24 protein-coding genes and 1 rRNA gene are annotated in these 24,128 nt (G+C 47.6%); 13 read left to right on the top strand and 12 right to left on the bottom strand.

Translation table 11 applies throughout. The annotated features are described in order from the left end of the window. Nucleotides 1–4 precede the first annotated feature (4 nt). From rrf to IL_RS11625, 7 genes are all read left to right on the top strand, one after another. Nucleotides 5–120: ribosomal RNA gene (gene rrf, locus IL_RS11655) — 5S ribosomal RNA — on the top strand. A gap of 146 nt (nt 121–266) precedes the next feature. After that, nucleotides 267–1,298 carry an IS110 family transposase gene (locus IL_RS11650; protein WP_011233734.1) on the top strand — a complete coding sequence of 344 codons (1,032 nt, stop codon included), beginning with the start codon at nt 267–269 and terminating at the stop codon, nt 1,296–1,298. A 429-nt stretch (nt 1,299–1,727) separates the two neighbouring features. After that, nucleotides 1,728–4,127 (top strand): TonB-dependent receptor plug domain-containing protein, encoded by a 2,400-nt coding sequence (locus IL_RS11645; protein ID WP_011235498.1) that lies wholly within the window; start codon nt 1,728–1,730, stop codon nt 4,125–4,127. Between the two features lie 171 nt (nt 4,128–4,298). Continuing rightward, a complete protein-coding gene (locus IL_RS11640) occupies nt 4,299–4,616 on the top strand; it encodes a hypothetical protein (protein WP_011235497.1) in 318 nt (105 codons plus the stop codon). 46 nt (nt 4,617–4,662) lie between these two features. Further along, entirely contained in the window at nt 4,663–5,076 is a 414-nt protein-coding gene (locus tag IL_RS11635) for a copper chaperone PCu(A)C (protein ID WP_011235496.1), read from the top strand. Between the two features lie 27 nt (nt 5,077–5,103). Then, a complete protein-coding gene (locus IL_RS11630) occupies nt 5,104–5,793 on the top strand; it encodes a TIGR04219 family outer membrane beta-barrel protein (RefSeq protein ID WP_011235495.1) in 690 nt (229 codons plus the stop codon). Between the two features lie 96 nt (nt 5,794–5,889). Beyond that, on the top strand, nt 5,890–8,103 hold the full coding sequence (locus IL_RS11625; protein ID WP_011235494.1) for a bifunctional diguanylate cyclase/phosphodiesterase: 2,214 nt from the start codon (nt 5,890–5,892) through the stop codon (nt 8,101–8,103). Here the strand turns inward: IL_RS11625 and IL_RS11620 are convergent. The 5 genes from IL_RS11620 to IL_RS11600 all read right to left on the bottom strand — a co-directional run bounded on the left by IL_RS11620 (nt 8,100) and on the right by IL_RS11600 (nt 12,177). Then, the gene (locus IL_RS11620; protein WP_011235493.1) at nt 8,100–8,573 is read right to left on the bottom strand and encodes a DUF3299 domain-containing protein; all 474 of its coding nucleotides are present in this window, start codon (nt 8,571–8,573) and stop codon (nt 8,100–8,102) included. The two genes, IL_RS11625 and IL_RS11620, sit on opposite strands and share 4 nt — an antisense overlap. Further along, the gene (locus tag IL_RS11615; protein WP_011235492.1) at nt 8,570–9,847 is read right to left on the bottom strand and encodes an ABC transporter permease; all 1,278 of its coding nucleotides are present in this window, start codon (nt 9,845–9,847) and stop codon (nt 8,570–8,572) included. The genes IL_RS11620 and IL_RS11615 overlap by 4 nt, the downstream gene beginning before the upstream one ends. Next, the gene (locus IL_RS11610) at nt 9,844–10,539 is read right to left on the bottom strand and encodes an ABC transporter ATP-binding protein (protein ID WP_011235491.1); all 696 of its coding nucleotides are present in this window, start codon (nt 10,537–10,539) and stop codon (nt 9,844–9,846) included. The genes IL_RS11615 and IL_RS11610 overlap by 4 nt, the downstream gene beginning before the upstream one ends. A gap of 27 nt (nt 10,540–10,566) precedes the next feature. Then, nucleotides 10,567–11,097 carry an inorganic diphosphatase gene (ppa, locus tag IL_RS11605; RefSeq protein ID WP_011235490.1) on the bottom strand — a complete coding sequence of 177 codons (531 nt, stop codon included), beginning with the start codon at nt 11,095–11,097 and terminating at the stop codon, nt 10,567–10,569. A 96-nt stretch (nt 11,098–11,193) separates the two neighbouring features. Continuing rightward, complete coding sequence (locus tag IL_RS11600; RefSeq protein ID WP_011235489.1) at nt 11,194–12,177, bottom strand: class 1 fructose-bisphosphatase; 984 nt, start codon at nt 12,175–12,177, stop codon at nt 11,194–11,196. Between the two features lie 150 nt (nt 12,178–12,327). On the opposite strand from IL_RS11600, the gene mpl reads away from it, so the two are divergent. The 6 genes from mpl to panP are packed head-to-tail and all read left to right on the top strand — an operon-like array spanning nt 12,328 to nt 18,347. Beyond that, nucleotides 12,328–13,665: a UDP-N-acetylmuramate:L-alanyl-gamma-D-glutamyl-meso-diaminopimelate ligase gene (mpl, locus tag IL_RS11595; protein WP_081423228.1), complete on the top strand. Its 1,338-nt coding sequence runs from the start codon at nt 12,328–12,330 to the stop codon at nt 13,663–13,665. A 23-nt stretch (nt 13,666–13,688) separates the two neighbouring features. Further along, nucleotides 13,689–14,309 carry a flavin prenyltransferase UbiX gene (locus IL_RS11590; RefSeq protein ID WP_011235487.1) on the top strand — a complete coding sequence of 207 codons (621 nt, stop codon included), beginning with the start codon at nt 13,689–13,691 and terminating at the stop codon, nt 14,307–14,309. A gap of 8 nt (nt 14,310–14,317) precedes the next feature. Continuing rightward, the gene (locus tag IL_RS11585; protein ID WP_011235486.1) at nt 14,318–15,247 is read left to right on the top strand and encodes an ABC transporter ATP-binding protein; all 930 of its coding nucleotides are present in this window, start codon (nt 14,318–14,320) and stop codon (nt 15,245–15,247) included. Next, complete coding sequence (locus IL_RS11580) at nt 15,244–16,023, top strand: ABC transporter permease (protein WP_011235485.1); 780 nt, start codon at nt 15,244–15,246, stop codon at nt 16,021–16,023. Before IL_RS11585 ends, IL_RS11580 begins: the two co-directional genes overlap by 4 nt. Next, nucleotides 16,023–16,697, top strand: a complete 675-nt coding sequence (gene trmB / locus IL_RS11575) for a tRNA (guanine(46)-N(7))-methyltransferase TrmB (RefSeq protein WP_011235484.1) — start codon at nt 16,023–16,025, stop codon at nt 16,695–16,697. Before IL_RS11580 ends, trmB begins: the two co-directional genes overlap by 1 nt. Next, a complete protein-coding gene (gene panP / locus IL_RS11570) occupies nt 16,698–18,347 on the top strand; it encodes a pyridoxal-dependent aspartate 1-decarboxylase PanP (protein ID WP_011235483.1) in 1,650 nt (549 codons plus the stop codon). Here panP and panC read toward each other — a convergent pair. The 7 genes from panC to sfsA form a co-directional block, all read right to left on the bottom strand. Then, complete coding sequence (panC, locus tag IL_RS11565; RefSeq protein ID WP_011235482.1) at nt 18,340–19,185, bottom strand: pantoate--beta-alanine ligase; 846 nt, start codon at nt 19,183–19,185, stop codon at nt 18,340–18,342. The two genes, panP and panC, sit on opposite strands and share 8 nt — an antisense overlap. Next, on the bottom strand, nt 19,182–19,982 hold the full coding sequence (gene panB / locus IL_RS11560) for a 3-methyl-2-oxobutanoate hydroxymethyltransferase (RefSeq protein ID WP_011235481.1): 801 nt from the start codon (nt 19,980–19,982) through the stop codon (nt 19,182–19,184). The genes panC and panB overlap by 4 nt, the downstream gene beginning before the upstream one ends. An 18-nt stretch (nt 19,983–20,000) precedes the next feature. Beyond that, a complete protein-coding gene (folK, locus tag IL_RS11555) occupies nt 20,001–20,507 on the bottom strand; it encodes a 2-amino-4-hydroxy-6-hydroxymethyldihydropteridine diphosphokinase (RefSeq protein ID WP_011235480.1) in 507 nt (168 codons plus the stop codon). Next, nucleotides 20,494–21,813, bottom strand: coding sequence for a polynucleotide adenylyltransferase PcnB (pcnB, locus tag IL_RS11550; protein WP_041291761.1), 1,320 nt, complete (start codon nt 21,811–21,813; stop codon nt 20,494–20,496). The genes folK and pcnB overlap by 14 nt, the downstream gene beginning before the upstream one ends. A gap of 150 nt (nt 21,814–21,963) precedes the next feature. After that, a complete protein-coding gene (gluQRS, locus tag IL_RS11545) occupies nt 21,964–22,815 on the bottom strand; it encodes a tRNA glutamyl-Q(34) synthetase GluQRS (protein WP_011235478.1) in 852 nt (283 codons plus the stop codon). A gap of 6 nt (nt 22,816–22,821) precedes the next feature. Then, nucleotides 22,822–23,274 carry an RNA polymerase-binding protein DksA gene (gene dksA / locus IL_RS11540; RefSeq protein WP_011235477.1) on the bottom strand — a complete coding sequence of 151 codons (453 nt, stop codon included), beginning with the start codon at nt 23,272–23,274 and terminating at the stop codon, nt 22,822–22,824. Between the two features lie 142 nt (nt 23,275–23,416). Next, on the bottom strand, nt 23,417–24,121 hold the full coding sequence (gene sfsA / locus IL_RS11535) for a DNA/RNA nuclease SfsA (RefSeq protein WP_011235476.1): 705 nt from the start codon (nt 24,119–24,121) through the stop codon (nt 23,417–23,419). Between the last annotated feature and the right edge of the window lie 7 nt (nt 24,122–24,128).

The following is a 24,128-nucleotide window of genomic DNA, read 5'->3' as shown; positions in this document are numbered from 1 at the left end:
TATGTCTGGCGGCCATAGCGGTGTGGCACCACCTGAATCCATTCCGAACTCAGAAGTGAAACACACCAGCGCCGATGGTAGTGTGGGGTCTCCCCATGCGAGAGTAGGTCACCGCCAGACTACAAATAAATAACCCCAGCCCAATCGGCTGGGGTTTTTTTATGCCTGCTGGGTAGCCTGATGAGATGGTCCCCTCCCTCCTAAGCGGCATCGCAATGTGCCAATATAGAGGTTCAAGCTTCTATAGAACAGAGTGGAGAGGACCAATGGCTATTGTAAACAGAATTGCCCTGGATTTGGCAAAGGATTTTATTCAGGTTTTGGCGCTGGATGAAAATGAGCAGGAAGTTTTTAATAAAAAACTGCGCAGCAATAAAGTGTTAGCGAAGCTGGCGACGCTGAGCCGTACGGATGACTGTGAAGTAGCGGTTGAGTCCTGCGGCATGAGTCATTACTGGCGCCGCGAATGTGAAAAGCTGGGTTATAAAACGGTGGCGTTGCCACCGCGTTTCGTCAAAGCGTACCTGCAGGGTGAGAAGAACGATGCGAATGACGCCCGGGCAATAGCCGAGGCGGCATCACGACCCAACCGTCAGACGGTCAGGCTGAAAAGCATTGAGCAGCAGGACTTAGCATTGATGGTCAATCAGCGGGAAGGCTTCGTGCAGACGAGAACGCAGTTCTCGAATAGGTTGCGGGGGCAACTGGCCGAATACGGCATTCTTTTACCGAAGCGAGTCGGTACGATATTACAGAGAGTACCGGAGGTACTGGAAGACGACAGCAATGCGCTGACGCTTCAGTCACGGGACCTCATCAACCGGCTCTATCAGATGCTGCGAGCGGTGGATGAAGAAGTTAAAGCGCTGGATAAGCACTTAGCGACACAGGCCGAAAGGAATGAAGACAGTCAGCGGCTGATGACCCTGCCGGGTATCGGACCGATAACAGCGACCTCGCTGCTGGCACTGATAGGTGATGTGAGTGAATTTAAACGCGGCCGCAACCTGTCGGAATACCTGGGACTGGTACCACGGCAAAACAGCAGTGGCGGTAAAGACCGTTTAGGCGGTATTACCAAAAAAGGGAACACCAAACTCAGGACACTGCTGGTGCATGGCGCCCGCTCGGCACTGCGGGTGGCACAACAGCGCCACGACAGGCTGAGCCTCTGGGCACAGGATGTCGCTAAACGCAGAGGCAACAACGTTGCAGCGGTGGCACTGGCTAACAAGCACGCCCGGATAATCTGGGCGATGTTAAAGAATAAAGAAGATTACCGGATGACTGCTGCTTAACAGCATTCAGTAAAAGAGCACAGCGAAGGTTCATTCCTTCCGGGAGTTGCAAACGTCAACAGGATGGTAAAATAGGGTAAACCGACGACAACTGAGACTGTTGAACGTCCGTACATAAAGTACGTTAGCCTGATAAGCCAGTTGTCGTGCGGAGTTCATCCAGGCCAGGTGCGCAAAGCGCGCACCATAAACAGGCCGTATATATGCGAGCGCCCCGACATTTACCACGAGTTGCCGTTGCAAAACGGGAGGGGACCATATATGACGTTCACGTCAGGTGAGCTCCCTGAGGCTTTACTCCTTTACCACCCCACCTGATGCAAGAGCATCAGGCTACTATAACGTTTGCTTATACCTAATTGCTTTCCAGACTGAACCAAACTGTCAATTTACTGCTATATTCACTGTAATAATTATAGGGAGAGCAGTATGAAACGTTTCAATGCTATTACGCTTGCTTTGGCGAGCTCATTTTTCATTACGCCAGTTGCGTCAGCGCAACAAGATTCTGCGCAAGACGTAGAAGAAGTGATTCAGGTTGTAGGTTCCCGATTATCGATGAGAACGGCAACAGACGGCGCTGCACCAGTGGACATCATTAGTGGAGAGGACTTAGCCGCGACAGGAATTACTGAAACCGCTAAAGCTCTTCAGTACGCGGTACCTAGCTTTAATTTTCCATCATCATCGGTTACAGACGGCACAGATGCAGTTCGTCCGGCTTCTTTAAGAGGCCTGTCTCCGGATCACACATTAGTACTCATTAACGGTAAAAGACGTCACAAGTCAGCCTTAGTTCATTTAAGCGGAACAACAGGAAGAGGCAGTTCAAACGTGGATTTGAATGCTATTCCTATGGCGGCAATAAAACGTATTGAAGTCTTGCGGGACGGCGCCGCGGCTTTATACGGTTCAGATGCTATCGCTGGTGTTATCAATATCGTTTTGAAAGACAATGCCAGTGGCGGCAATGCCAGTATACAAGGTGGCCAAACCTATAAAGGTGATGGCGAGCAATGGAAACTTTCTGCCAGCTCCGGGTTTGCTATTGGAAGCGACGGTGCACTAACTCTGTCTGGCGAGTTGCATCATAAAAACAGAACCAATCGTGCTGGCCCCGATCCGCGCCAACAGTATCCAGAACTACCAAATGGCGATCCCGATCCAAGAGAAGAGACCTTTGACAGACAGAGCTTTCATGTTGGTGACGCAGAATACGAAAATGCTTCGTTGTTTGCGAACATGGACATCGCTATAGGTGAAGGCAATTTTTATGCGTTCGGTGGGATCAGTGATCGCACTTCTGAATCAGGTGCGTTTTATCGTCGGGCTCTTCAAAGTAATACATTAACTGAATTGTATCCGGACGGCTTTTTACCTATTTTAGCCCCTGACGTTAATGATCACTCAATTTATGCTGGCTACGAATGGTTAGTCGGCGAATGGACGTTAGATTTTAGCGGTGGCTATGGCTTCAGTAAGTTTCAGTATAACGTTGAGAACTCATTAAATGCGTCTTTAGGTCCGGAACTTACACCAACTTCATTTGATGCAGGTACGCTGGAAAATAGTGAATCCAACGTTACCTTAGACGCCCAACGCTTTATCCCATTTGCGAATAACTCAGAAATTTCTCTGGCTATGGGTATTAGTTACCGCGAAAACTCTTATGAAGTTATTGCCGGTGAAGAAGCTTCTTACATTAATGGTGGCTACGAAGATAGACCCGGTGGCAGTCAGGGCTTCACTGGATTTTCTCCTGATTCCGAAGTAGATGAGTCGCGCGATAATGTGGGTGTTTATGTTGAAGCTGAAAATCAGCTCACAACCGACTTTATGTGGGGCGCTGCGGTTCGATATGAAGATTACTCAGACTTTGGCAATAACACCAGTTGGAAGCTTTCCGGTCGTTATGATTTAACCGACAGAGTTGCGGTACGTGGTGCCATTAATACAGGTTTCAGAGCACCTAGCGTACAACAATTGTACTTTAGCAATATCTCTACCCTGTTTGTTGATCGTGGCAACGGACTGGAACCTGAACAGTCAGGAACCTTTAATAATATTAGTCCGGTAACTCAGGCTCTGGGTATTGGTGCTCTTCAACCGGAAGAATCTGAAAGCGTTAGCCTGGGTATGGTCTGGAATGGTTATGATGGTCTGGCAATCACCATTGACGCATTCCAAATCGAAATTGAGGATCGGATAATTTTATCCGGCGATGTTGCCCCTGGTGATTCTCCGGCTGTTGAAGAAGCACTTGCCGGTACAGCGGCGGAAAACGCGCGGTTTTTCCTTAATGCTGTTGATACGACAACCAAAGGGCTAGATATTGTAGCCAGTAAAACCTTCGGTATTGGCGGCTACGGCGACCTTAAAGCGCAGTTAGCTTATGGTTATAATACTACGGACATTGACTCTATTAACCTGCCGCAATTATTAGATGGGCTGGACGATGTTCTGTTTGATAGTGATGAGCAAATACGTATGACGCGCTCCACACCTGATCATTCAGGGTCAATTGGTTTAACCCATACTAAGGGCAAATGGACCAGTAATGTCCAGTTCAGTTATTTTGGTAACTACGCCATTGGTTACAGCAGTGGAACCGAGACGTACGGTCCTAACTGGATAACAGACGTCACCGTTAATTATCAGTGGAACGATGCTCTGGCTGTGAGAGTGGGAGCGCAGAACCTGTTCAACGAGTATCCTGACGAGCGCTCAGAAGGAAATCAGTTTAATGGTATTTTTAAGTACCCATTAACTAACTCGCCTATCGGCTTCAATGGTGGCTATTTCTACTCGGAAGTTGAATATAAATTTTAATTGTCTCCGAGAGCTAATATTAGTAAAAACCGCCATTTATTGGCGGTTTTTTTATTTCAGGTTAAGGTTTTAAATTTTAACTAACTGAAATATATAAGATAAATAGTTGGCATGGTAGTTGTAATCAAAAGACTAAGTATAGTTAAATTGCTCACTATTGGAGTTATTGTCATGTCGAATCGCAGCTTTGGTTGGTTATTAGTTTTATCTGTTATTGGCCTGTTCTTTTTCGCTGAAGAGATATTTTCAGTTTTCGGAATGGCTCTTGGCTCGGTGATTGAGTTGTCGGTTACTTTATTGATCAGCTTATTTTTTGTCGGTCTGGTATTTTTTGTGGTGGTTACGGTATTCGGTAGCGTGCTCTTAGGCGCTGGTGCAGCATTTATTGCGCTAATACTCAGTGGAATAGGTTTCTTTTGGCCGCTGATTCTTTGTGTTCTGGTTCTTTACTTTATATTTCGCAAACCAAAGGTTTCTAGAACGGGTTAATCACGTGTAATATAAAGCCTAAGTTAAATCCAATAAGGCTTAGGCTATGTTTAAAACAATAATTGCTGTATTGAGTTTGTTACCGGTTATAGTCGCCGCCGAGACATTAAAAATTGACGATGCCTGGGCTCGTGCGACTATCCCTGGAACCGAAAATGGCGCCGCTTATGCCACACTTAAAAATCTGAAGGATGCCCCTGTCGAAATTACCCGTATCAGCTCAGACGTCACTAAAGTAGCTGAAATACATCGACACACAATGTCGGGCGACGTGATGAAAATGGAAGAAGTTAAATCACTCTCTATTGCTCCAGGTGAAACAATTAAGTTTCAGCCAGGAGGGTATCACTTTATGTTATTTGGCTTGAAATCTCCGCTTGAAGCCAAAGAAAGCTTTTCTCTGACCTTACATTTTCAGTCAGGCTCCAAACAAACCGTTCAATTTCTAGTTAAAAAATAGAGAACTCGACATCTAATAGGAAAAGTTATGTATAAAAAGACATTAGCGTTAGCCGTTGTATTAGCGGTTGCTCCTGCCAGTGCGCTGGCTGATACAGTTTTTGGTGTTTATGCCGGTGGACAATTCTGGGATGCCGACAGTGAAGGCGAGTATGCTTTTGCTTCTAACGTAATAGAACCTAATTTCGAGAATGAAAGTCAAAGCAGTTACTACATCGCATTAGAGCACCCGGTTCCATTTATTCCAAATATTAAAGTACGGGAAAATAGTTTGGAAGTTACCAGCGATTACGGAAAAAATGACTTTAGTCATAGAGATTACATTTTTTACTACGAAATTTTCGATAATGATTTAGTTTCATTTGATGTTGGCGTCAATGCTATGGATTTCGACGGCAGTTTGTGGGTGCTAGGCAGCGATACTATTGGCCGCCAGGACTTTTCCGTTGTTGTGCCTACAGCCTATGTAGCAGCGCGAGTTGGAATACCAGCTACCGACTGGACCTTCTTTGCTGATGCCAGTGCGCTTAGCGCGAAAGACAGTAAAGTTCAGGATGCGCAAATTGGCATCGAATATCGTTTAGTTGATAACTTAGCTGTCGATGTAAGCCTTAATGCAGGTTATCGCCATTCGGTGATAGAGCTTGATGATGTCGATGATATTTATTCAGATGTGACCTTTAAAGGCCCGTTTGTTGGAGTCGAAGTTCACTTCTAATCGATTAATTAGACCATTCAAAGCTTGCAGGTCGTTCAGCATATAAGCTAAATTGTTATATGTTTGTAACTTCTTATAAATGGATGGCCTCAACGCATGGTCAGTAGTCAAGATGAACCACTGTTTCTTCACGACGACGATGAAGTAACTCCGGCAGAGTACAGTAAAGGTTTCTGGAAAATTCTGATTGTCGATGATGATCAGGAAATTCATGCGGTCACTAAAATGGCACTTGCTGATGTTATTATTAGTGGTCGCCAGTTGGAGTTCTTCCATGCTTATAGTGGCAGTGAAGCGCTTGATCGCCTGACTGAACATGACGACATCGCCATGGTATTGCTTGATGTTGTGATGGAAACCGATGACGCCGGTTTAAAAGTGGCTCAGGCTATTAGGGAGCAGTTAGGCAATGATGAGATCCGGATTGTGCTGCGAACAGGGCAACCGGGTTATGCTCCTGAAGAAAGCGTTGTAAAAAACTATGATATTAACGACTACAAAACAAAAACAGAACTCACAAGAAGCCGTCTTTTAACCACTGTATTTTCTGCTGTCCGCTCGTATCAGCAACTTTGCACCATTAATGAAAATCGTCGGGGATTGCGTAAAATCATTCACTCGGCTTCCAACTTAATGGAAAAACACTCCATTGTTAACTTTTCTGAAGGGGTGGTTACGCAAATTGCTTCCTTGCTTGGCTTAAACGCCGAAGGGATTGTCGGTGCCAGAGCGCCTCATAAAGATAATGATATTCTGGTACTCGGAGCTGCCGGACATTTCGCGAATAGTATTAATAAAAGCCTATCCACTCTTAACTCTGACGAAATAGAGAAAAATGTCAGAAAATGCCTGAATGAACAACGTCATATTCATACCGACACCGCTACGGTCTTCTTTATTGATGGCCAGGCGCATCAGGCGGCGGCCTACATAGAAACAAAAAACGCTGTCGCTGAGTATGACCAGGAGTTGCTGGAAGTCTTTTTAGCCAATATTGCGGTCGGCTTCGAGAATGCGAATTTATTCGAAGAACTGCGGACTGCAGCGTATCTTGATCCTTTAACTGGCATCCCGAATCGGGCAGAGTTTACACGGTGTCTTCAAGTTCTGTCTGAAAAACCGGACAAAGACAAAATGATCGCTGTCATCGACATAGACCACTTCTCTGATGTTAACGATGGATTGGGTCAGGATGTCGGAAATTTATTGTTGCGTGCTGTGGCGCTTCGTCTGACAGACCAACTTGGAGATAAAGTCTTTGTTTCGCGGATTTCTGCCGACGTATTCGGCGTTTACGGTCCTGCGAATATTGTCACGCCTAATGCTTTCAGTGAGCTTTTTGCCTTACCTTTTAGAGCCGGCGAGCACTACATACCATTGCGGGTAACTTGTGGCTTTGCCTCAGCCACAAACCCTGAGAGTGTTAATGGCAAAGGGTTGCTGAAGCAAGTTTATATCGCTCTAAAAAATGCTAAAAATAACTCCTTTGACCGTTATAACTATTATGAGCCGTCGATGGAACAAGACACTCAACGACGGCTTCATTTGGTTCGTAGGTTGCGCGCCGATTTTGCCAATAGAAAACTGCAGGTTTGGTATCAGCCGCAAGTTGAGCTGAAAACAAAAAAAGTTGTAGGTGTAGAAGCACTTCTGCGCTGGCCTCAAAGCGACGGTTCTTTTATTTCTCCTGCAGAGTTCATTCCTTTGGCTGAATACTCCGGGCTGATTGTAGAAATAGGCTCCTGGGTTATTGAAGAAGCCTGTCGTCAAATTAATGCCTTTGATGAAATTGGTCTTCCCCAGCTTCGGGTGGCGGTAAATGTTTCAGTACCACAATTTCGAAAGCGTGACTTTCCTGAGCTGGTAGAAAAGCAAATAGAACAATGGGGAATCGATCCGACGCGAATTGAGCTGGAAATTACAGAAAGTATTGTGATGGAAGACCCTGATCTGGTTGCTGACATTTTAAGGCGTTTGAAGCAGCAAGGAATTCAGGTGGCAATTGATGATTTTGGTGTCGGCTTTTCATCACTCAGTTACTTACAAAAGCTGCCCTTAGATCGAATTAAAATAGACAAAACCTTCGTGAATAATTCAGATGAGAAGAGCGGCAAGATCATCATAGAGACTATTGTCGACATGGCTCGTCGTTTAGGTTTAAAAGTGCTGGCTGAAGGTATCGAGGAGCAGTCGCAACTGGACTACTTTTTAGGGTTGGACTGCACTGAGGGGCAAGGTTTTTTCTTTGCTAAACCAATGCCCGCTGACCAGTTAATTTGCTTGTTACAAAAGCAAATGAGTTATTCTTAGTTATAGACTTCTACGCTATCGGCTTTCATCTGATAGCCTACAACCGCAAGGTCACCTTCTTTGCGTTCTACCTTAATGGTGCCTTCTATCCAAACAGCATCATAAGTGTTTTCGTAGGGAACACCTTCCGGGTATTCAACGTGAATAATTTGGTTTGGCGGTGGTGGCGGAACGTGGATGCACGCACCAAAATAAGGAACCAGTAAAAATTCAGTGACGTTATCAGCGTTCCCTTCCAGTTGCACAACGTAGCCAGGAATCCGCACTTTTTTGCCGTCCAGAGATTCAACTACAGGCGCGTCCAGGCTAACCTGCTTGTCTTCGTCCGGATTGGCATCATAATATGACTGAGGCTTGACCGGAGGCGGAGTAAATCCTTCAGGGATGAGATCCTTCCAGCCAATTTTTTCAGCAGCCGCGAATGCGGGAAGGGTTAGCATTAAGAGTGCAACCGCAAATAACTTCTTCATATTTTCACCGTAAGTCCGTCTGCAAGAGATTGGCGATACGCACGCCATGCGGGAATTAAACTTAACATAAAGCCTGCACCAATCACGAGTACTATGCGCCACCACTCACTAATGCTGGGCCATGAGCTGGTGAAGATTAACCCTGTCTGCGACTGGATAACGCCGGCCAACGACCATTGCAGGCCATATAGCAAGAGTAAGCCAGAGAAAGCGCCGACCACGGTAAGTAGCAGGGCTTCACTGAGTAATAAGCCGAATATTGTTCCCGGACCTGCGCCCACGGCTCTTAAGACCGCCATTTCGCGACGGCGTTCCCTTAAACTGGCAAGCATAATTGTCAGCATACCCAGCAGACCAATCAGCACCACCATAGCCGAGATGGCGGTTAACGCCTGCTCGAAAACTCTTAAGGTTTTCCATAGCTCCTGCAGCGTCATTCCCGGTAGCAGAGCGGTTAAAGGCTCTTTGTCATAGGTGTTGATTTGACGTTGTAGGCGCAAAGCCAGAGGCTTGGCCTTTAAGCCAAGTAATGCGGCACTGATGCTTTCAGCCGGGGCTTCGCCATGATGCTCGTGCTCGTCGGCATGAGCATCGTTATGTTCGTGTTCATGGTTGTGGTTATGTTCTTCGTCGTGCCCGGCCCCACCGCTGTGAATCATCTCGAGGCTGTGCAAGGTTACCAGCACCGCTTGATCAACCGGCGTTCCTGTCCGTTGCAGGACACCAGTAACAGTCAATGGATGCTCATCGTGTTCGCTAAAGCTAATGCCGCCACTGCCGTGGGCAATAATGATATCGTCACCAATGGCTTTTGACAGCTTCTCTGCCGCATCAGCTCCTAATACAACGTCTTCATTTGAGGCAAAAGGCTGGCCTTGTGAAAACTCTAAAGGTTGCTTATCAGCATATTTAAAATGCTCGAAATACGCATTGGTTGTCGCTACAACTGGCAACCCCTGGACACTGTCACCCAGCGAAATTGGCACGGCCCAACTGATTTCAGGGCGGCTGCTAATTTCGGCAAAGCTTTCCCAGCTCATATTGTTGGTCATGCTGCCAATATGAAAGACCGAAGACAGCAACAACTGTGTCTGTCCGGTTCTGGCGCCAATAATTAAGTCAGTACCAGAAACTGTATTGGCAAAATGACTTTGTACCTGGTCACGTACACGCTCCACTGCCAGTAATAAGGTGACGCTGACAGCAATCGCTATAACAGTTAAAAGCACACTCGCGCGTCGGTTCAATAGGCTTTTTATAGCAAGGCGGATCATGATTTAGCCCCCGCCCGATTAAGTTCGTTAAGCTCGACGTGTTTATCAAAATAAGAAGACAAAGCGGCGTCATGAGTCACAAAAATAACCGTGGTGTTATTTTGGCTACTCAGCTCGAGTAATAATTGAATAAAGGTATCCCGGTGCTCAGCATCCAGCGCCGAGGTTGGTTCATCCGCTATCAGCAGTTTAGGTGCTCCCAGTAAGGCTCTGGCAGCTGCTACTCGTTGTTGCTGACCAACGCTGAGGGTATGAGCCTGTTGCTGAATTTGTTCTGAGGATAAACCTAAGCGTTTGAGCATTTCCAGCGCAGTCGCTTCTGCCGATGTTCCCTTCTCTGCCAAACGTTGTCGGCGTTTTTTCGAGAACTGACAGGCGAGTAAGGCGTTGTCTAAGGCGGATAAATAGGGCAGTAAATTAAATTGTTGAAATATATAGCCAATATTGTCGGCACGATAACGGTCTCGTTGTCTGCCGGACAGACTGGAGAATGCAGTATCAAACAGGTCTAACCGGCCCTGTTCCGGTGTATTAATGCCGGCCAACAGAGATAGTAATGTTGATTTACCACTACCGCTGGGGCCGCGCAGCAGCACCGTTTCCCCCTGTTTTACCTGCCAGGCAGGAATATCCAGGGTTGGTTTTTGTCCCGCCCAGGAAAAACTCAGTTTTTCTAGATTGACGGCATTCATTACGTCGGTGCTGCTTACCACTTTATATTAAGACTTTTTCGCACGTTCAAAAGAAGACACAATTTCTTCTTTTGCTGCAGCGGCATCACCCCAACCGTCAACTTTAACCCACTTACCTTTTTCCAGCTCTTTGTAACGCTCGAAGAAGTGAGTGATTTGTGCTTTTAACAACTCAGGCAGGTCATCAACGTCATTGATGTGATCGTACTCTTTAGTCAGCTTACTGACCGGAACCGCGATAACTTTCGCATCTTCACCTGACTCGTCAGTCATTTTTAACACGCCAACCGGGCGGCATTTAATAACAGAACCAGCTTGCAGCGGGTACGGAGTCGGGACAAGTACGTCTACCGGGTCACCATCTAAAGACAGCGTCTGGTTAACAAAACCGTAGTTCGCCGGATAAAACATAGCGGTTGCCATAAAACGGTCAACCCACAATGTACCGGTGTCTTTATCAACTTCGTATTTAATCGGATCGGCATTTGCCGGAATCTCGATGATGACGTTAACTTCTTCTGGCATGTTTGCGCCAGCCGTTACGTTTCCTAAGCTCATAGTACTTCCTGCTGTAGTAATAAAATAATAAAAGGTACTGCGCGATTATAGCGGCTCGGGCCACTCACGCAATAGCCGCGCAATATCGACATCAGTCTAATAGGGTTTTGGATGTTGCTTATGGTAATCCATGCACACATCTACCTCATTGGCAGACCCCATAACCACCGAGACGCGTTGGTGAATATGTTCTGGCACAATTTCCATTAAACGGCTGTAACCGTCGGTGGCTTTCCCGCCGGCTTTTTCCACCAGCATTGCCATAGGTGCGGCTTCGTATAAAAGGCGCAGCTTAAAGGGTTTTTCCGGCTTACGGGCATCCCAGGGGTAAGTGAATAAACCACCACGCGAAATAACCCGGTGTACATCAGAGACCATCGCGGCATTCCAGCGCATATTAAAGTTCTTGCCGCGCGGACCTTCTTCGCCTTCCAGCAAGTCGCTAATGTAAGCGCGGATTGGGTCAGCCCAGTGACGACGGTTCGACATATTAATGGCAAACTCTTTGGTATCTTTCGGGATTTCCGCTTTCTCGTGGGTCAATAAGAATTCACCAACGGTCTGATCCAGAGTGTAAATTCGCACCGCTTTACCGGTCGTCATAACCAGCATAGTTGCAGGACCATACAAGACATAACCGGCAGCAACCTGAGCTTTACCTGGTTGTAGGAACATGTTCTCGCTGGTTTCTTCGCCTTCAGGCTTACGCAGAATAGAGAAAATAGTACCCACACCACCGTTTATGTCGATGTTAGAGCTGCCGTCCAGTGGGTCAAATGCCACCAGGTAATGGCCTGAGTTTGGGCTCTCAACAATGGAATCTTCTTCTTCAGAAGCAACAGCATGGACGTTAGGTGACTCAAGCAACAGAGTTTTTAACAGCTGATTGGCGACAACATCGAGCTTCTTTTGCGTTTCGCCCTGAATGTTTTCGTCCAGAGTTGAGCCTAATACACCGGCTAATGCGCCCTGATGCAGACGGAAAGAAATTTCCTTGGCTGCAATTTGAATGGTGTTAATAACAGAGATAAGCGATTCACTGGTTTGATCCGCTCTCAGTGTTGGTAATAAACGTTTCATGAAAGTTCCTGCAGCTCTGGTTATTGGGTGCTAACAAATGTTTGTTCAGAGAGCGCAAATGATACCTTATTTTTTGGTAAAAATCCTGCTTGTCAGTGAGTACGGTGGTACACTTTCGGTATTTTTAAAGCGAACGGATTTAGAGAGCACATGCACATTCATATTGTTGGGATTTGCGGAACTTTTATGGGAGGCGTGGCCGCCATTGCGCAGCAAATTGGTCATCGGGTAACCGGGTCTGATGCTAAGGTCTATCCGCCCATGAGCACGCAACTGGAAAATCTCGGTATTGAATTGATGCAGGGCTACTCGCATAACAATTTAAAGCCACGCCCCGACATAGTGATTATCGGTAACGCGTTAAGCCGTGGTAACGACGAAGTTGAAGCGGTTTTACGCGAGCGCATTCCGTATGTGTCCGGCGCGCAATGGCTGCACGACAACGTATTAACCCAGCGCTGGGTATTGGCGGTTGCCGGAACTCACGGCAAAACCACCACCGCGAGTATGCTGGCCTGGATCTTAGAAGACAACGGATTCGACCCCGGTTTTATGATTGGAGGTGTACCGGGGAACTTTCCGGTCAGTGCACGTTTAACCGACTCCAACTTTTTTGTGATTGAAGCCGATGAGTACGATACGGCGTTTTTTGATAAACGATCCAAGTTTGTTCATTATGCACCAGATACGTTAATTCTGAATAATCTGGAATTTGATCATGCAGACATCTTCCCTGATTTAGCCGCTATTCAACGGCAGTTTGCGCATTTGCTGCGGGTTGTTCCCGACACCGGTCAGGTGATTCTACCCGCGGGCGATAAAGCACTGGATGAAGTTCTGGGGCAAGGCTGCTGGAGTCCGGTGGTACGTATGGGTGAGCAGGGCGACTGGCAGACAAAATTGCTTAAAACTGACGGTACGGAGTTCGAAGTGCATTATCAGAGCAAGTGTATTGCGCAGGTTAGCTGGAACGTATTGGGTACTCATAACGTTAATAATGCCATGATGGCCATTATCGCCGCCGCCCATGTTGGCATAAAAGCTGAGCAGAGTGCGCAGGCGTTAAACCGTTTTAGAAGTCCCAAACGACGTATGGAGTTACTGGGCGAGCACCGCGGCGTAAAAGTCTTTGATGATTTTGCTCACCACCCCAGCGCGATTAAGACAACCGTATCCGGTTTGCGGCAGCATCAGCCTGACAGTCGCATTATTGCGGTACTTGAACCGCGCTCAAATACCATGAAAATGGGCGTCCACAGCGACACCTTGGTTCAGTCATTGGAAGACGCAGACAATGTATTCGTATTGCAGCCCGAAGGGCTAAAATGGCAATTGGCCGAAAAAATGCCCAAGGCGCATGTGTTTGAGTCGACCGACGACTTGCTGGCAGGGTTGCTAGCCGAAGTCAGAGCCGGAGACGCCGTACTTATTATGAGTAATGGCAGCTTTGATGGTTTGCACCAGCGCTTTCTTAAAGCCTTGCAATAACTGGATGACACAGGAACCGTTCAATGAAAACCGACAATAGAATTACTGTTGCGATAACCGGTGCCTCGGGTGCCCCTTACGCGCTGCGTTTGTTACAATGTTTGCTTGATCAGGATCAACAGGTGATGTTGCTAATTTCCAGTGCTGCCCGGGTCGTATTGGCAACGGAGCAGGGCATGCAAATTCCGGCAGCTCCTGACAAAGCAGCGGCAATGCTGTGTGAACACTTTTCGGTTGGTGCTGAGCAACTCAAAGTTTACGGCAAAGAAGAATGGTTTTCGCCGGTGGCTTCGGGTTCAGCGGCGCCCGCGAAAATGGTGGTGTGCCCTTGTTCAACCAGTACCTTGTCGTCAATTGCGCATGGCAGTAGTAATACGTTGATCGAGCGCGCCGCCGATGTCGTATTGAAGGAGCGCGGACAATTAATTTTAGTTCCGAGGGAGTCTCCGCTTTCGACAATCCACTTACAGAACATGCTGCAACTAAGTCAGCAGGGCGTAACGATAATGCCGGCAGCGCCGGGCTTCTATCATCAACCAGAAAGTATTGATGATTTAATCGATTTTATGGTGGCCAGAATGCTGGATCATCTTGGCCTTGAGCAGCGTTTAGTCAGTCGCTGGGGCTATGGAAAGGAGTCATAAAGAGGTCTATGAAAGCTTTAGAAATTACAGGCTTACGCAAAACATACCGTGGTGGTTTTGAAGCCTTAAAAGGTATTGATTTAGAGGTTGAAGAAGGTGATTTCTATGCACTGCTTGGCCCTAATGGAGCCGGGAAGTCGACCACCATCGGAATTATTTCATCGCTGGTAAATAAAACTTCAGGTCAGGTGAAGGTATTTGGTTACGACTTAGACACGCAGCTCACCGATTTAAAACGCCAGATTGGTTTGGTGCCGCAGGAATTTAACTTCAATCAGTTTGAAACGGTTCAGCAAATTGTCGTGAATCAGGCGGGTTACTATGGTGTTCCTCGCTCGCTGGCTAAGGAACGTTCTGAAAAATACCTGAAACAGTTGGGGTTATGGGATAAGCGCAATGAACCGGCACGCTCTTTGTCTGGAGGCATGAAACGCCGCTTGATGATAGCCCGCGCATTACTTCATGAACCTAAATTACTGATTCTGGATGAGCCAACGGCAGGCGTTGATATCGAATTGCGCCGCTCTATGTGGGACTACCTGACCAAGATTAACCAGCAGGGTATTACCATTATTCTGACCACCCACTATCTGGAAGAGGCCGAAACGCTGTGCCGTAACATCGGTATTATTGATAGTGGCCGGATTATTGAAAACACGTCAATGAAGCGCTTGCTGGCGCAGCTAAGCCGGGAAACCTTTGTCTTAGATTTAGAGCCGGGCCATAACGGCGCAGAAATAGAGAACTTTAATCACCGTTGGACAGATGAGCAGACACTGGAAGTGGAAGTTGATAAAAATGCCGGGCTGAACGCCGTGTTCGAGCAGCTTTCTGCCCAAAAAGTAAAAGTATTGTCAATGCGTAATAAAGCCAACCGTTTAGAGGAATTGTTTGTGTCTATGGTCGAGCAGGGGCGTCAGCAGGAGGAAGCCAAATGAGCCATTCCGCAGCTAATTTTATTGCGTTAAAAACCATCTGGATAAAAGAGTGCACCCGCTTTCTTCGTATTTGGATACAAACTCTGGTGCCGCCGGCTATTACCATGACGCTGTACTTCGTCATTTTCGGTAGCATTGTGGGCGAACGAATTGGTGAAATGAGTGGCGTCGGCTACATGGAGTTCATTGTTCCGGGCCTTATTATGATGTCCGTTATTACTAACTCCTATTCTAATGTCGCGTCGTCTTTTTTTAGTGCTAAGTTTCAGCGCAATATCGAAGAGATGCTGGTGTCCCCTGTTCCTACCGCAGTTATTATTGCCGGTTATGTCGGTGGCGGTATGGCCAGAGCGTTGATCGTCGCGGTTATTGTCACTTGTGTGTCTTTTTTCTTTGTAGAAGACATCCAAATTGCTCATATTGGTTATGTCATATTAACCGTCATTTTAACCTCCACACTTTTCTGTCTGGGCGGGTTAATTAATGCCGTTTACGGCAAAACCTTTGACGATATTTCTATCGTACCGACATTCGTACTGACGCCGCTAACCTACTTAGGCGGTGTGTTTTACTCGGTCAGTCTGTTGCCGGAATTCTGGCAGAAAGTATCTATGGCAAACCCGGTATTGTACATGGTTAATGGCTTTCGTTATGGTTTCTTAGGCCAGTCAGACGTGAGTATAGGTCTTGCCATAGCGGTTCTGGTGGGCTTCAATGTGCTGTTCTTTGCGGCGGCTTACTATATTCTCGATAAAGGCATAGGAATCCGCTCCTGATGCAGCAGGCAAGACCGGTTACAACTAACCAGAATGGACCGCATGAAGACACTGAAGCAGCAGTCCGTCGCCATTTAGAAAGTGAGTTTTTGAAACCTATTCAGGAGCACAACCAGCAGGCGTTTGACGAAATCAACGCGCAGGTTGAAAGCTGGGGTGGGCCGATTATTCTAGATTCCTGCTGCGGCGTGGGTGAAAGTACTGCAAAACTGGCAGAAATTCATTCCGATGCTATGGTTATCGGCGTTGATAAGTCGGCGCATCGGGTGGACCGTCACAGCCATTATCAGACCAGCGAGAATGGTCAGCGGTACTGGGTGGTAAGAGCCGACCTGAATGATTTCTGGCGGTTGGCGAACAGAGCCGGATGGCGGCCCCGGCAGCACTGCATTTTTTACCCAAACCCCTGGCCTAAATCGGCTCATTTAGCCCGCCGCTGGCATGGTAGTCCGGTATGGAAAGATGTGGTTGCGCTTGGCGGTGAATTGCATATGCGTTCTAATTGGAGCCTATACTTGTTAGAGGTGGCGCAGGCACTTAAGGTGAGCGGATATTATGCCGATATCTCACTGTTGTCCGATGACGCTGAGCCAATAACGCCTTTTGAACGCAAATATAAGAACAGCGGTCAGGCTTTATGGCAACTGCACGCGAATTTATCTAAGGAGTCTTGATTGAGCCCTAAAACAGACATAGCGGAAGTAAATCAGGAATCGCTGTATCGCATATTTACGATACCCGAGGCTCCTGATTCAACGCTGGGTAAAATCGAAAAGCATCTCTCAGAAAACCTGATGGGTTTTCTGGGGGAACATATTGTTGCCCGCGAAAAGCCGCTGCAGGAAATTGAGCGTGACTTCGATAAGTCGCAGATACCAGAAGAACCCGCTTTTGTTTCCGACCATACTGAATTTCTGTTGGATAAGCTGGTCGCTCATTCGGTGCATACGGCGTCGCCGCGTTTTATCGGCCATATGACATCAGCCTTGCCGTATTTCCTGCTGCCTTTAGCTAAGCTTATGGTGGGGCTGAATCAGAATCTGGTTAAAATTGAGACCTCTAAAGCCTTTACGCCGCTGGAGCGTAACGTTATTGGCATGATGCATCATCTGGTGTATCAGCAGGACGCGCCGTTTTATAATCGCTGGATGCACAGCGCTCAGCACTCGCTGGGAGCTTTTTGCTCGGGCGGAACCATAGCCAACATGACGGCTCTGTGGGTAGCGCGCAACCGGTTGTTACAGGCAGATGGTGATTTCGCGGGCATTTCAGCCGATGGACTGGCCGCAGGTCTTCAGCATTATGGCTACTCAAAGTTAACTGTAGTGGTGTCCGAGCGTGGGCACTATTCATTAAGTAAAGCTGCGGATGTACTTGGTATTGGTCGCCGAAATTTAGTGTCGGTGGCAACAGACAGCGATAACCGTATTCGTATTGATGAATTACGAAAAACCTGCGAAAAAATTGCAAAAGAGGGCGGTAAGGTGCTTGCGCTGGTTGGTGTCGCTGGTACAACAGAAACCGGCCACATTGATCCGCTCGACGAAATGGCGACTGTTGCAGAAGAAGTGGATGCTCACTTTCATGTAGACGCCGCGTGGGGTGGTGCGACGTTATTGTCTGAACAGCATCGTCCGTTACTGGCCGGTATCGAGAGAGCCGACAGTGTCACTATTGATGCGCATAAGCAAATGTATGTCCCTATGGGCGCTGGGCTGGTGTTATTTAAGAATCCGGCATTGGTTAAGTCCATAGAGTACCATGCCGAGTATATTATTCGTCAGGGCTCGAAAGATTTAGGTTCGCATACCATGGAAGGCTCACGCGCGGGCATGGCTATGATGGTGTTTTCGGCCATGCATGTTATCGGTCGCCGTGGTTACGAGCTGCTGATTAATAACAGTATTGATAAAGCACGTTATTTCTCTAAGCTGATTTCTGAGCAGGATGACTTTGAAGTCATTACTGAGCCTGAACTTTGTATTCTGACCTATCGTTTTGTACCAATCAAAGTAAAAACGGTGTTGGATAAAGCGACGCCAGAGCAGCTGGCGCGCTTGACGCCGCACTTAAACGCACTGACGCGATATATTCAGAAGCGTCAGCGGGAGACGGGACAGTCATTTGTATCCCGGACTAAGTTAACACCGGCTCAATATCATCATGAACCAACGGTGGTTTTCCGCGTGGTGTTGGCAAACCCATTAACAACCAATGAGATGCTGCAGGAAGTTTTATGCGAACAGCGTAAAATTGCGGCAAAAGCCACCAGTTTGCGTGGCGCTCTGCATACTGAAATGCGCGAACTGGGTATGCTTATTTAGCCGCTGCGTTGGTAACTCGTAAGTTATCAATTAAGCGTGTTTTGCCCATAAAAGCGGCTGCCAGAATGACCCATTCGTGGTCTTCAGGCGTCGCTTCCTGCAAATCTGCTGCGTTACGAATACTGAAATAATCCGGCACAAACCCCGCCTGGGTCAGCTTTTCTTTTGCTGCAGCTTCCAGCTCACCAAAGTCAGTGTTTACACTCAGTTTAGCTTTGGTTTCTTCCAGAGTTTTATAAAGCTCCGCCGCTTGATGCTTTTGCTCTGTGGATAAGTAACCGTTACGCGAGCTCATGGCAAGACCACTGGTTTCACGCTGTGTGGCTGTTCCCAGAACCTCTACTGGCAGGCTTAGGTCTTGTACCATTAAGCGAATAACCTGAAGCTGTTGATAATCTTTTTCGCCAAATACAGCCAGCTGTGGCTGCACCATATTAAATAGTTTACAAACAATAGTTGCGACGCCGGTGAAATGCCCCGGGCGACTGGCTCCGCAAAGAATGTCACTGATGCCGGGCACTTCAATACGAGTCTGTTTGTCGAGACCGCGCGGGTAGACATCATTTACCTGAGGCGTAAATACCGCAGAAACACCTAAAGCGTCCAGCGCCTGGCAGTCGGCCTCCAGCGTGCGTGGGTAACTGTCGAGATCCTCGTTTGCACCGAATTGCATCGGGTTGACAAAAATACTGACAACCACGTTGTCGCATCGTTCTAACGCTGTTTTAACCAGCTGCAGGTGACCATCGTGCAGGTTGCCCATAGTCGGTACTAAAGCTACTTCAGACTGCTGTTGACGCCATCTGCGAAGCTCAGCAAGTGATTTTAAAATTCTCATTTGTAGCTATGCTCTGCTGTCGGGAACTCGCCTGAGCGCACCTGTTCCGAATATAAACGGAATGCATCAGCAAGCGAGCCGCCCTGAGCCAAAAAGTCTTTGGCAAATTTAGGCAGATAGTCACTGTTCATGCCGAGCATATCGTGCATAACCAAAATTTGTCCGTCGGTGTCTGCACCTGCGCCAATACCAATAGTAGGAATAGATAGCTGCTCGGTAATACGTTTACCCAGAGACGCGGGTACGCATTCCAGAACAAGTAATTGCGCGCCGGCCTGTTCGAGAGCCAAAGCCTGGTTCAGTGTGTCGTCGGCCTGTTGCTGCTCTTTGCCCTGTACTTTATAACCACCAAGAACATTAACCGATTGCGGCAGTAAACCAAGGTGAGCGCACACCGGAATGCCCCGGGTTTTCAAGCCTTCAATGGTTTCAACCAGCCAGTGACCACCTTCCAGTTTGACCATGTTGGCACCTGCCTGCATTAAAGCTGCCGCCACATCATAGGCTTGCTCGGGTGTGCTGTAAGTCATAAATGGCATGTCTGCTATAACAAAGGCATTGCTGGCACCTCGACGCACACACTGAGTGTGGTAAATCATATCATCGACAGTTACCGGTACAGTTGAGTCGCGTCCCTGCACAACATTACCCAGTGAATCGCCCACCAGAATAAAGTCGACGCCTTGCTCGGTCATGAGTTTAGCAAAACTTGAATCATAGGCGGTGAGGGAACTGATTTTGGTTCCTTCCCGTTTCATTTTTTGTAACGTTGCAATGCTGGTTTTGGTTGTTGCCATGACGCACCTTCAGCAGTTTTAGATGGTTATATCAGACCGACAGATTAGCACGTCCAGACCCTCTTCGGTAAGAGTCTCTGTTTGTTGTTTTGCGGTATTGCCATTAGGCAAAAGTTTGTCGGCGGCTATTTCGACCAAAGGATAAAGTACAAAGCTGCGTTCATATAACCCCGGGTGAGGAACCCTGAGAGAGTCCGATTGATGTTGCTGCTCATCAAACAGCAGCAGGTCCAGGTCCAGCGTGCGCTCGCCCCAATGCCTGACTCGTTTACGACCAAAAGCATCTTCTATATCGTGTAAGGCTTGCAAAAGCTCGGCCGCCGGTAAGCTAGTGCTTACGGAACAAACTGCATTAACGTAATCGGGCTGGTCTTGCGGGCCCATAGGTTTGCTACCGTAAAGAGAGGAATAAGCTAATAGTTGCCAGCGAGAATCATTATTCAGCGCCTTTAAAGCCGACAGAATATTGTCCATCGGCTTACCCAGGTTACTACCCAGCGCAATAAAGGCTTTATGTTGCGTCATTACCTTTATTTTCCTGAGGCTTACGGCGTGGACCACGACGACGGCGCGGTTTGCGTCGGCCTGATCCCGCTTCCGGCTTTGAGGACTTTAATTGCGCCGGGTTGTCCTGCGCTTTACTCCAGTGCTCTGCCAGCCCGGCTAATTTTTTATCGCTATTTTCCGCATAAGAGCGTAACAATAAAAAGTCGTAGGCCGCACGGAACCGTTTATGCTCAAGCACTTTTTGAGCGCGTACGCCTTTAGTGATATTCAAACGACGCTGTAACTGCCAGATATCTCTGGCTGGCAGACTGAACCGTTTGGGTAATGAAACGCGTTGCGACTGTCTGTGAATAACATCAGCGGCGGCAACGTTTAATGCGTCCATAGGTGGCAGGCCACCTTCGTTCTCAAGTTGTTCGCGCCGAGCCTGTAATGGCCACCACAACAACACGGCAATTAAATAGGCCGGAGTAACACGCTGCTCTTCTGCAATGCGTCTGTCGGTGTCTTTAAAGGCTTTCAGCATCATTTGGTAGGCCGGGCTTTGTTCGTCAGCGACGTAATCTTTCAGCATTGGGAATAACTGCTGAAACAGTCCGAAATCTTTCATCATCAGGAAGTTAGCTTCTGCTTTACCCGACATAAACATTTTCAGGAATTCGTCAAACAAACGCGCCGGTGGAATGTTTATCAGTAACGGCGCAAGTTCTTTTAACGGGCCGCTGACCGAGTTATCCATTTGCATATTCAGTTTTGTGGCAAAGCGAACGGCGCGAAGCATGCGTACCGGATCTTCACGGTAGCGCACTTCCGGGTCACCAATCATCCGCAAAATGCCAGCGTTAATGTCATCAACGCCGTTGGCAAAATCGTAAATGGCGAAGTCAGCGATATTGTAATACAGCGCATTGGCGGTAAAGTCGCGACGCTCGGCGTCTTCTTCTATGCTGCCATAGACATTATCGCGAACCAGCTGACCGTGCTCGTCCTGGTCTGCCGTGCGGTTTTTCTTATTTTCTTCCTGCGGGCTGGCACCGTGGTGGCCGCGGAAAGTCGCAACTTCAATAACTTCTTTTCCAAACACCACATGGGCCAGGCGGAAGCGACGACCAATTAGGCGACAGTTACGAAATAGGGACTTAATTTGCTCTGGTGTGGCATTAGTGGTGACATCAAAATCTTTTGGTTCAAGCCCCAGAAGAATATCGCGGATGCAGCCGCCAACCAGATAGGCTTCAAAACCACTGTTGTGCAGGCGGTAAAGAACCTTTATTGCATTTTTACTGATATCGTTGCGGGATACTGGATGTTTGTCCCGTGAGATAACTTGTAATTTGGGTAACCGGCTGGATTCAGGCTCTGCCGCTTTACTGGAAAAGGCGCGCTTTGCCAGTGCTTTTATTCGCTTAATAATGGTGGTTCTCCCTTACCATTGTTTTTATTTAGAATCAGTTGTTGTCTGCATATTGTACCGTTAACGACCTGCTATATGCCACTTTTTGCACCAACTTTGCAACGCCTGTTGCAATATTTCACTGACAGGGCTGTGTCGCAGCTCTGATTCTGGTTTAATACCCAGATAATCCAGCGCTGTGAAAAGGTTATTTCTTGCCTGGCTGGACTCAATTGACGGTGCATGGTTTTGCTTACTCAATTTGAGTCCATCGTCATTCATTATCAGAGGTAAGTGCATCATTCTCGGCTGCTTTCCGGTGAAATACTGCCATAAAGTCAGCTGCCAGAAGCTTGGAGTTATCAAGTCGCTGCCACGCACAATATCGGTAATACCCTGTTCAATATCATCAACGACCACAGCCAGCTGGTAAGCATACAATCCGTCGCGACGTTTAAGTACGAAGTCTTCACTGACTGAGGCTGAGTGATCTTCTAATAAGCCGTGTGCGCGGTCATTAAATGTATCAACCGGGTTATTATTAATGAAGCGCAGGGCGTAAGGGGTTGAACGAGGCTGGCGGTTACGACAGTAGCCATCGTAGTGATCGCTGCGGGCACGAATAGCCCGGCGACTGCAGTCGCATTGATAAAGACGTTGAGCGTTTTCCAGCTGATTGAGCTGATGCTGGTAAACCGAATCGCGCTGGCTTTGGTATAAAACGGAACCGTCCCATTCTAAACCATGGGCTTCCAACTGCGTTAAAATAGTATCGGCCGCTCCGGGCACGGCTCGCGGTTTATCGACATCTTCAATGCGAACCAGCCACTCACCTCTATGCGCTTTAGCATCTAAGTAGCTACCAACGGCAGCTACTAATGATCCCAGGTGCAAAGGCCCTGAAGGCGTTGGAGCGAAACGGCCACGATACATGAGCCTTTAGGCTCCGGTCATTTGCTTCTCTTTCATCTCGGCCAGCGTTTTACAGTCGACGCACTGGTCAGCTGTTGGGCGAGCTTCTAAACGGCGGATACCAATTTCAATTCCGCACGATTCGCAAAAGCCAAAATCATCTTCTTCTATCTTTTGTAAGGTTTTTTCAATCTTCTTAATCAACTTACGCTCACGGTCACGTGTACGCAGTTCGATACTGAATTCTTCTTCCTGCGCAGCGCGGTCTACCGGATCAGGGAAGTTCGCTGCTTCGTCTTTCATATGATGCACTGTGCGATCAACTTCCTGACGTAATTGACGACGCCATTCTTCCAGAATACGACGAAAATGCGAACGTTGCGCATCGTTCATGTACTCTTCGCCCTGTTTTTCCTGATACGGCTCCAGGCCGGCCATCGCCAGGATGCCATGGGTTTTCTTATCCTTGCCTTGAGGCATCATGGATCTCCTACATTCTCTATAAAAGAGTGCTTAAAAAGCAGTACATTAAAAAAAGGACGCTACGTATACCAGAAAGGTTTACGGTTGGCAACGTCATTCGGATTAAATTTCTGCGGTGAAATTGTGAAGGCATTGAGTTTTAAAGGCTTACGGGAACTGGTCTCTCCAGTTTTATTTCTTTCGCCGACGCGCGGCACTTTACTGCATAAAACTCGACTCCGACTGACGCTGCTTTTCTACACAGCTCAGCATACTGGCTGTCAATATGTGCGGCGGGAGAAACTCGTTCGATACCGTCGTGCATTACCATGTAAAGCTGCACTGCGCGATGACCATCGGCCACAACCTGCATCAGTTCATTAAGGTGTTTGTGAGCGCGTTGGCTGACTGCGTCGGGAAAGTAACCTTGACTTGCGTCCGCTAAAGTGACGCTTTTTACTTCAATAAAGCATTCACGGTTATGCTGGTCTACGCCCCACCAGTCGATGCGGCTTTTTTCCTTACCGTAGCGTTGCTCTGGTTTCAGCTCTTGCCACTGGCTTAATTCAGGTACAAGGTTGGTTTGTAGTAATTCTCCGGCCATGCGGTTAGCGTGCTGTGTATTGACTACAATCATTTCACCGTTGTTATTCTGAGCGAGCTCCCAGGTCAGTGAGTATTTACGTTTGGGATTATCGGAAACACTGCACCAGGCTGTAAAGCCAGGCTCTGCACACCCGGTCATGGCTCCGGTATTAGGGCAGTGGGTTGTCGTCGTTTCGTTGTCACCAAAATCAATGTCGGCGAGAAAACGTTTGTATCTTTTTTGCAAAACTCCCTGGCGCAGGGGCTTGTTAAATTGCATCAGAGAC

It is taken from the genome of Idiomarina loihiensis L2TR (assembly GCF_000008465.1).
GTDB classification, from domain to species: Bacteria; Pseudomonadota; Gammaproteobacteria; order Enterobacterales; family Alteromonadaceae; genus Idiomarina; species Idiomarina loihiensis.
The sequence above is the reverse complement of the archived record's forward strand: the minus strand, read 5'-3'. Positions and strand labels throughout refer to the sequence as shown.

Bases quoted from the DNA above. Each gene is read 5' to 3' on its own strand.
- IL_RS11650 (WP_011233734.1), top strand. From the start codon at position 267: ATGGCTATTGTAAACAGAATTGCCCTGGATTTGGCAAAGGATTTTATT.
- IL_RS11645 (WP_011235498.1), top strand. From the start codon at position 1,728: ATGAAACGTTTCAATGCTATTACGCTTGCTTTGGCGAGCTCATTTTTC.
- IL_RS11640 (WP_011235497.1), top strand. From the start codon at position 4,299: ATGTCGAATCGCAGCTTTGGTTGGTTATTAGTTTTATCTGTTATTGGC.
- IL_RS11635 (WP_011235496.1), top strand. From the start codon at position 4,663: ATGTTTAAAACAATAATTGCTGTATTGAGTTTGTTACCGGTTATAGTC.
- IL_RS11630 (WP_011235495.1), top strand. From the start codon at position 5,104: ATGTATAAAAAGACATTAGCGTTAGCCGTTGTATTAGCGGTTGCTCCT.
- IL_RS11625 (WP_011235494.1), top strand. From the start codon at position 5,890: ATGGTCAGTAGTCAAGATGAACCACTGTTTCTTCACGACGACGATGAA.
- IL_RS11620 (WP_011235493.1), bottom strand. From the start codon at position 8,573: ATGAAGAAGTTATTTGCGGTTGCACTCTTAATGCTAACCCTTCCCGCA.
- IL_RS11615 (WP_011235492.1), bottom strand. From the start codon at position 9,847: ATGATCCGCCTTGCTATAAAAAGCCTATTGAACCGACGCGCGAGTGTG.
- IL_RS11610 (WP_011235491.1), bottom strand. From the start codon at position 10,539: ATGAATGCCGTCAATCTAGAAAAACTGAGTTTTTCCTGGGCGGGACAA.
- ppa (WP_011235490.1), bottom strand. From the start codon at position 11,097: ATGAGCTTAGGAAACGTAACGGCTGGCGCAAACATGCCAGAAGAAGTT.
- IL_RS11600 (WP_011235489.1), bottom strand. From the start codon at position 12,177: ATGAAACGTTTATTACCAACACTGAGAGCGGATCAAACCAGTGAATCG.
- mpl (WP_081423228.1), top strand. From the start codon at position 12,328: ATGCACATTCATATTGTTGGGATTTGCGGAACTTTTATGGGAGGCGTG.
- IL_RS11590 (WP_011235487.1), top strand. From the start codon at position 13,689: ATGAAAACCGACAATAGAATTACTGTTGCGATAACCGGTGCCTCGGGT.
- IL_RS11585 (WP_011235486.1), top strand. From the start codon at position 14,318: ATGAAAGCTTTAGAAATTACAGGCTTACGCAAAACATACCGTGGTGGT.
- IL_RS11580 (WP_011235485.1), top strand. From the start codon at position 15,244: ATGAGCCATTCCGCAGCTAATTTTATTGCGTTAAAAACCATCTGGATA.
- trmB (WP_011235484.1), top strand. From the start codon at position 16,023: ATGCAGCAGGCAAGACCGGTTACAACTAACCAGAATGGACCGCATGAA.
- panC (WP_011235482.1), bottom strand. From the start codon at position 19,185: ATGAGAATTTTAAAATCACTTGCTGAGCTTCGCAGATGGCGTCAACAG.
- panB (WP_011235481.1), bottom strand. From the start codon at position 19,982: ATGGCAACAACCAAAACCAGCATTGCAACGTTACAAAAAATGAAACGG.
- folK (WP_011235480.1), bottom strand. From the start codon at position 20,507: ATGACGCAACATAAAGCCTTTATTGCGCTGGGTAGTAACCTGGGTAAG.
- gluQRS (WP_011235478.1), bottom strand. From the start codon at position 22,815: ATGTATCGTGGCCGTTTCGCTCCAACGCCTTCAGGGCCTTTGCACCTG.
- dksA (WP_011235477.1), bottom strand. From the start codon at position 23,274: ATGCCTCAAGGCAAGGATAAGAAAACCCATGGCATCCTGGCGATGGCC.
- sfsA (WP_011235476.1), bottom strand. From the start codon at position 24,121: ATGCAATTTAACAAGCCCCTGCGCCAGGGAGTTTTGCAAAAAAGATAC.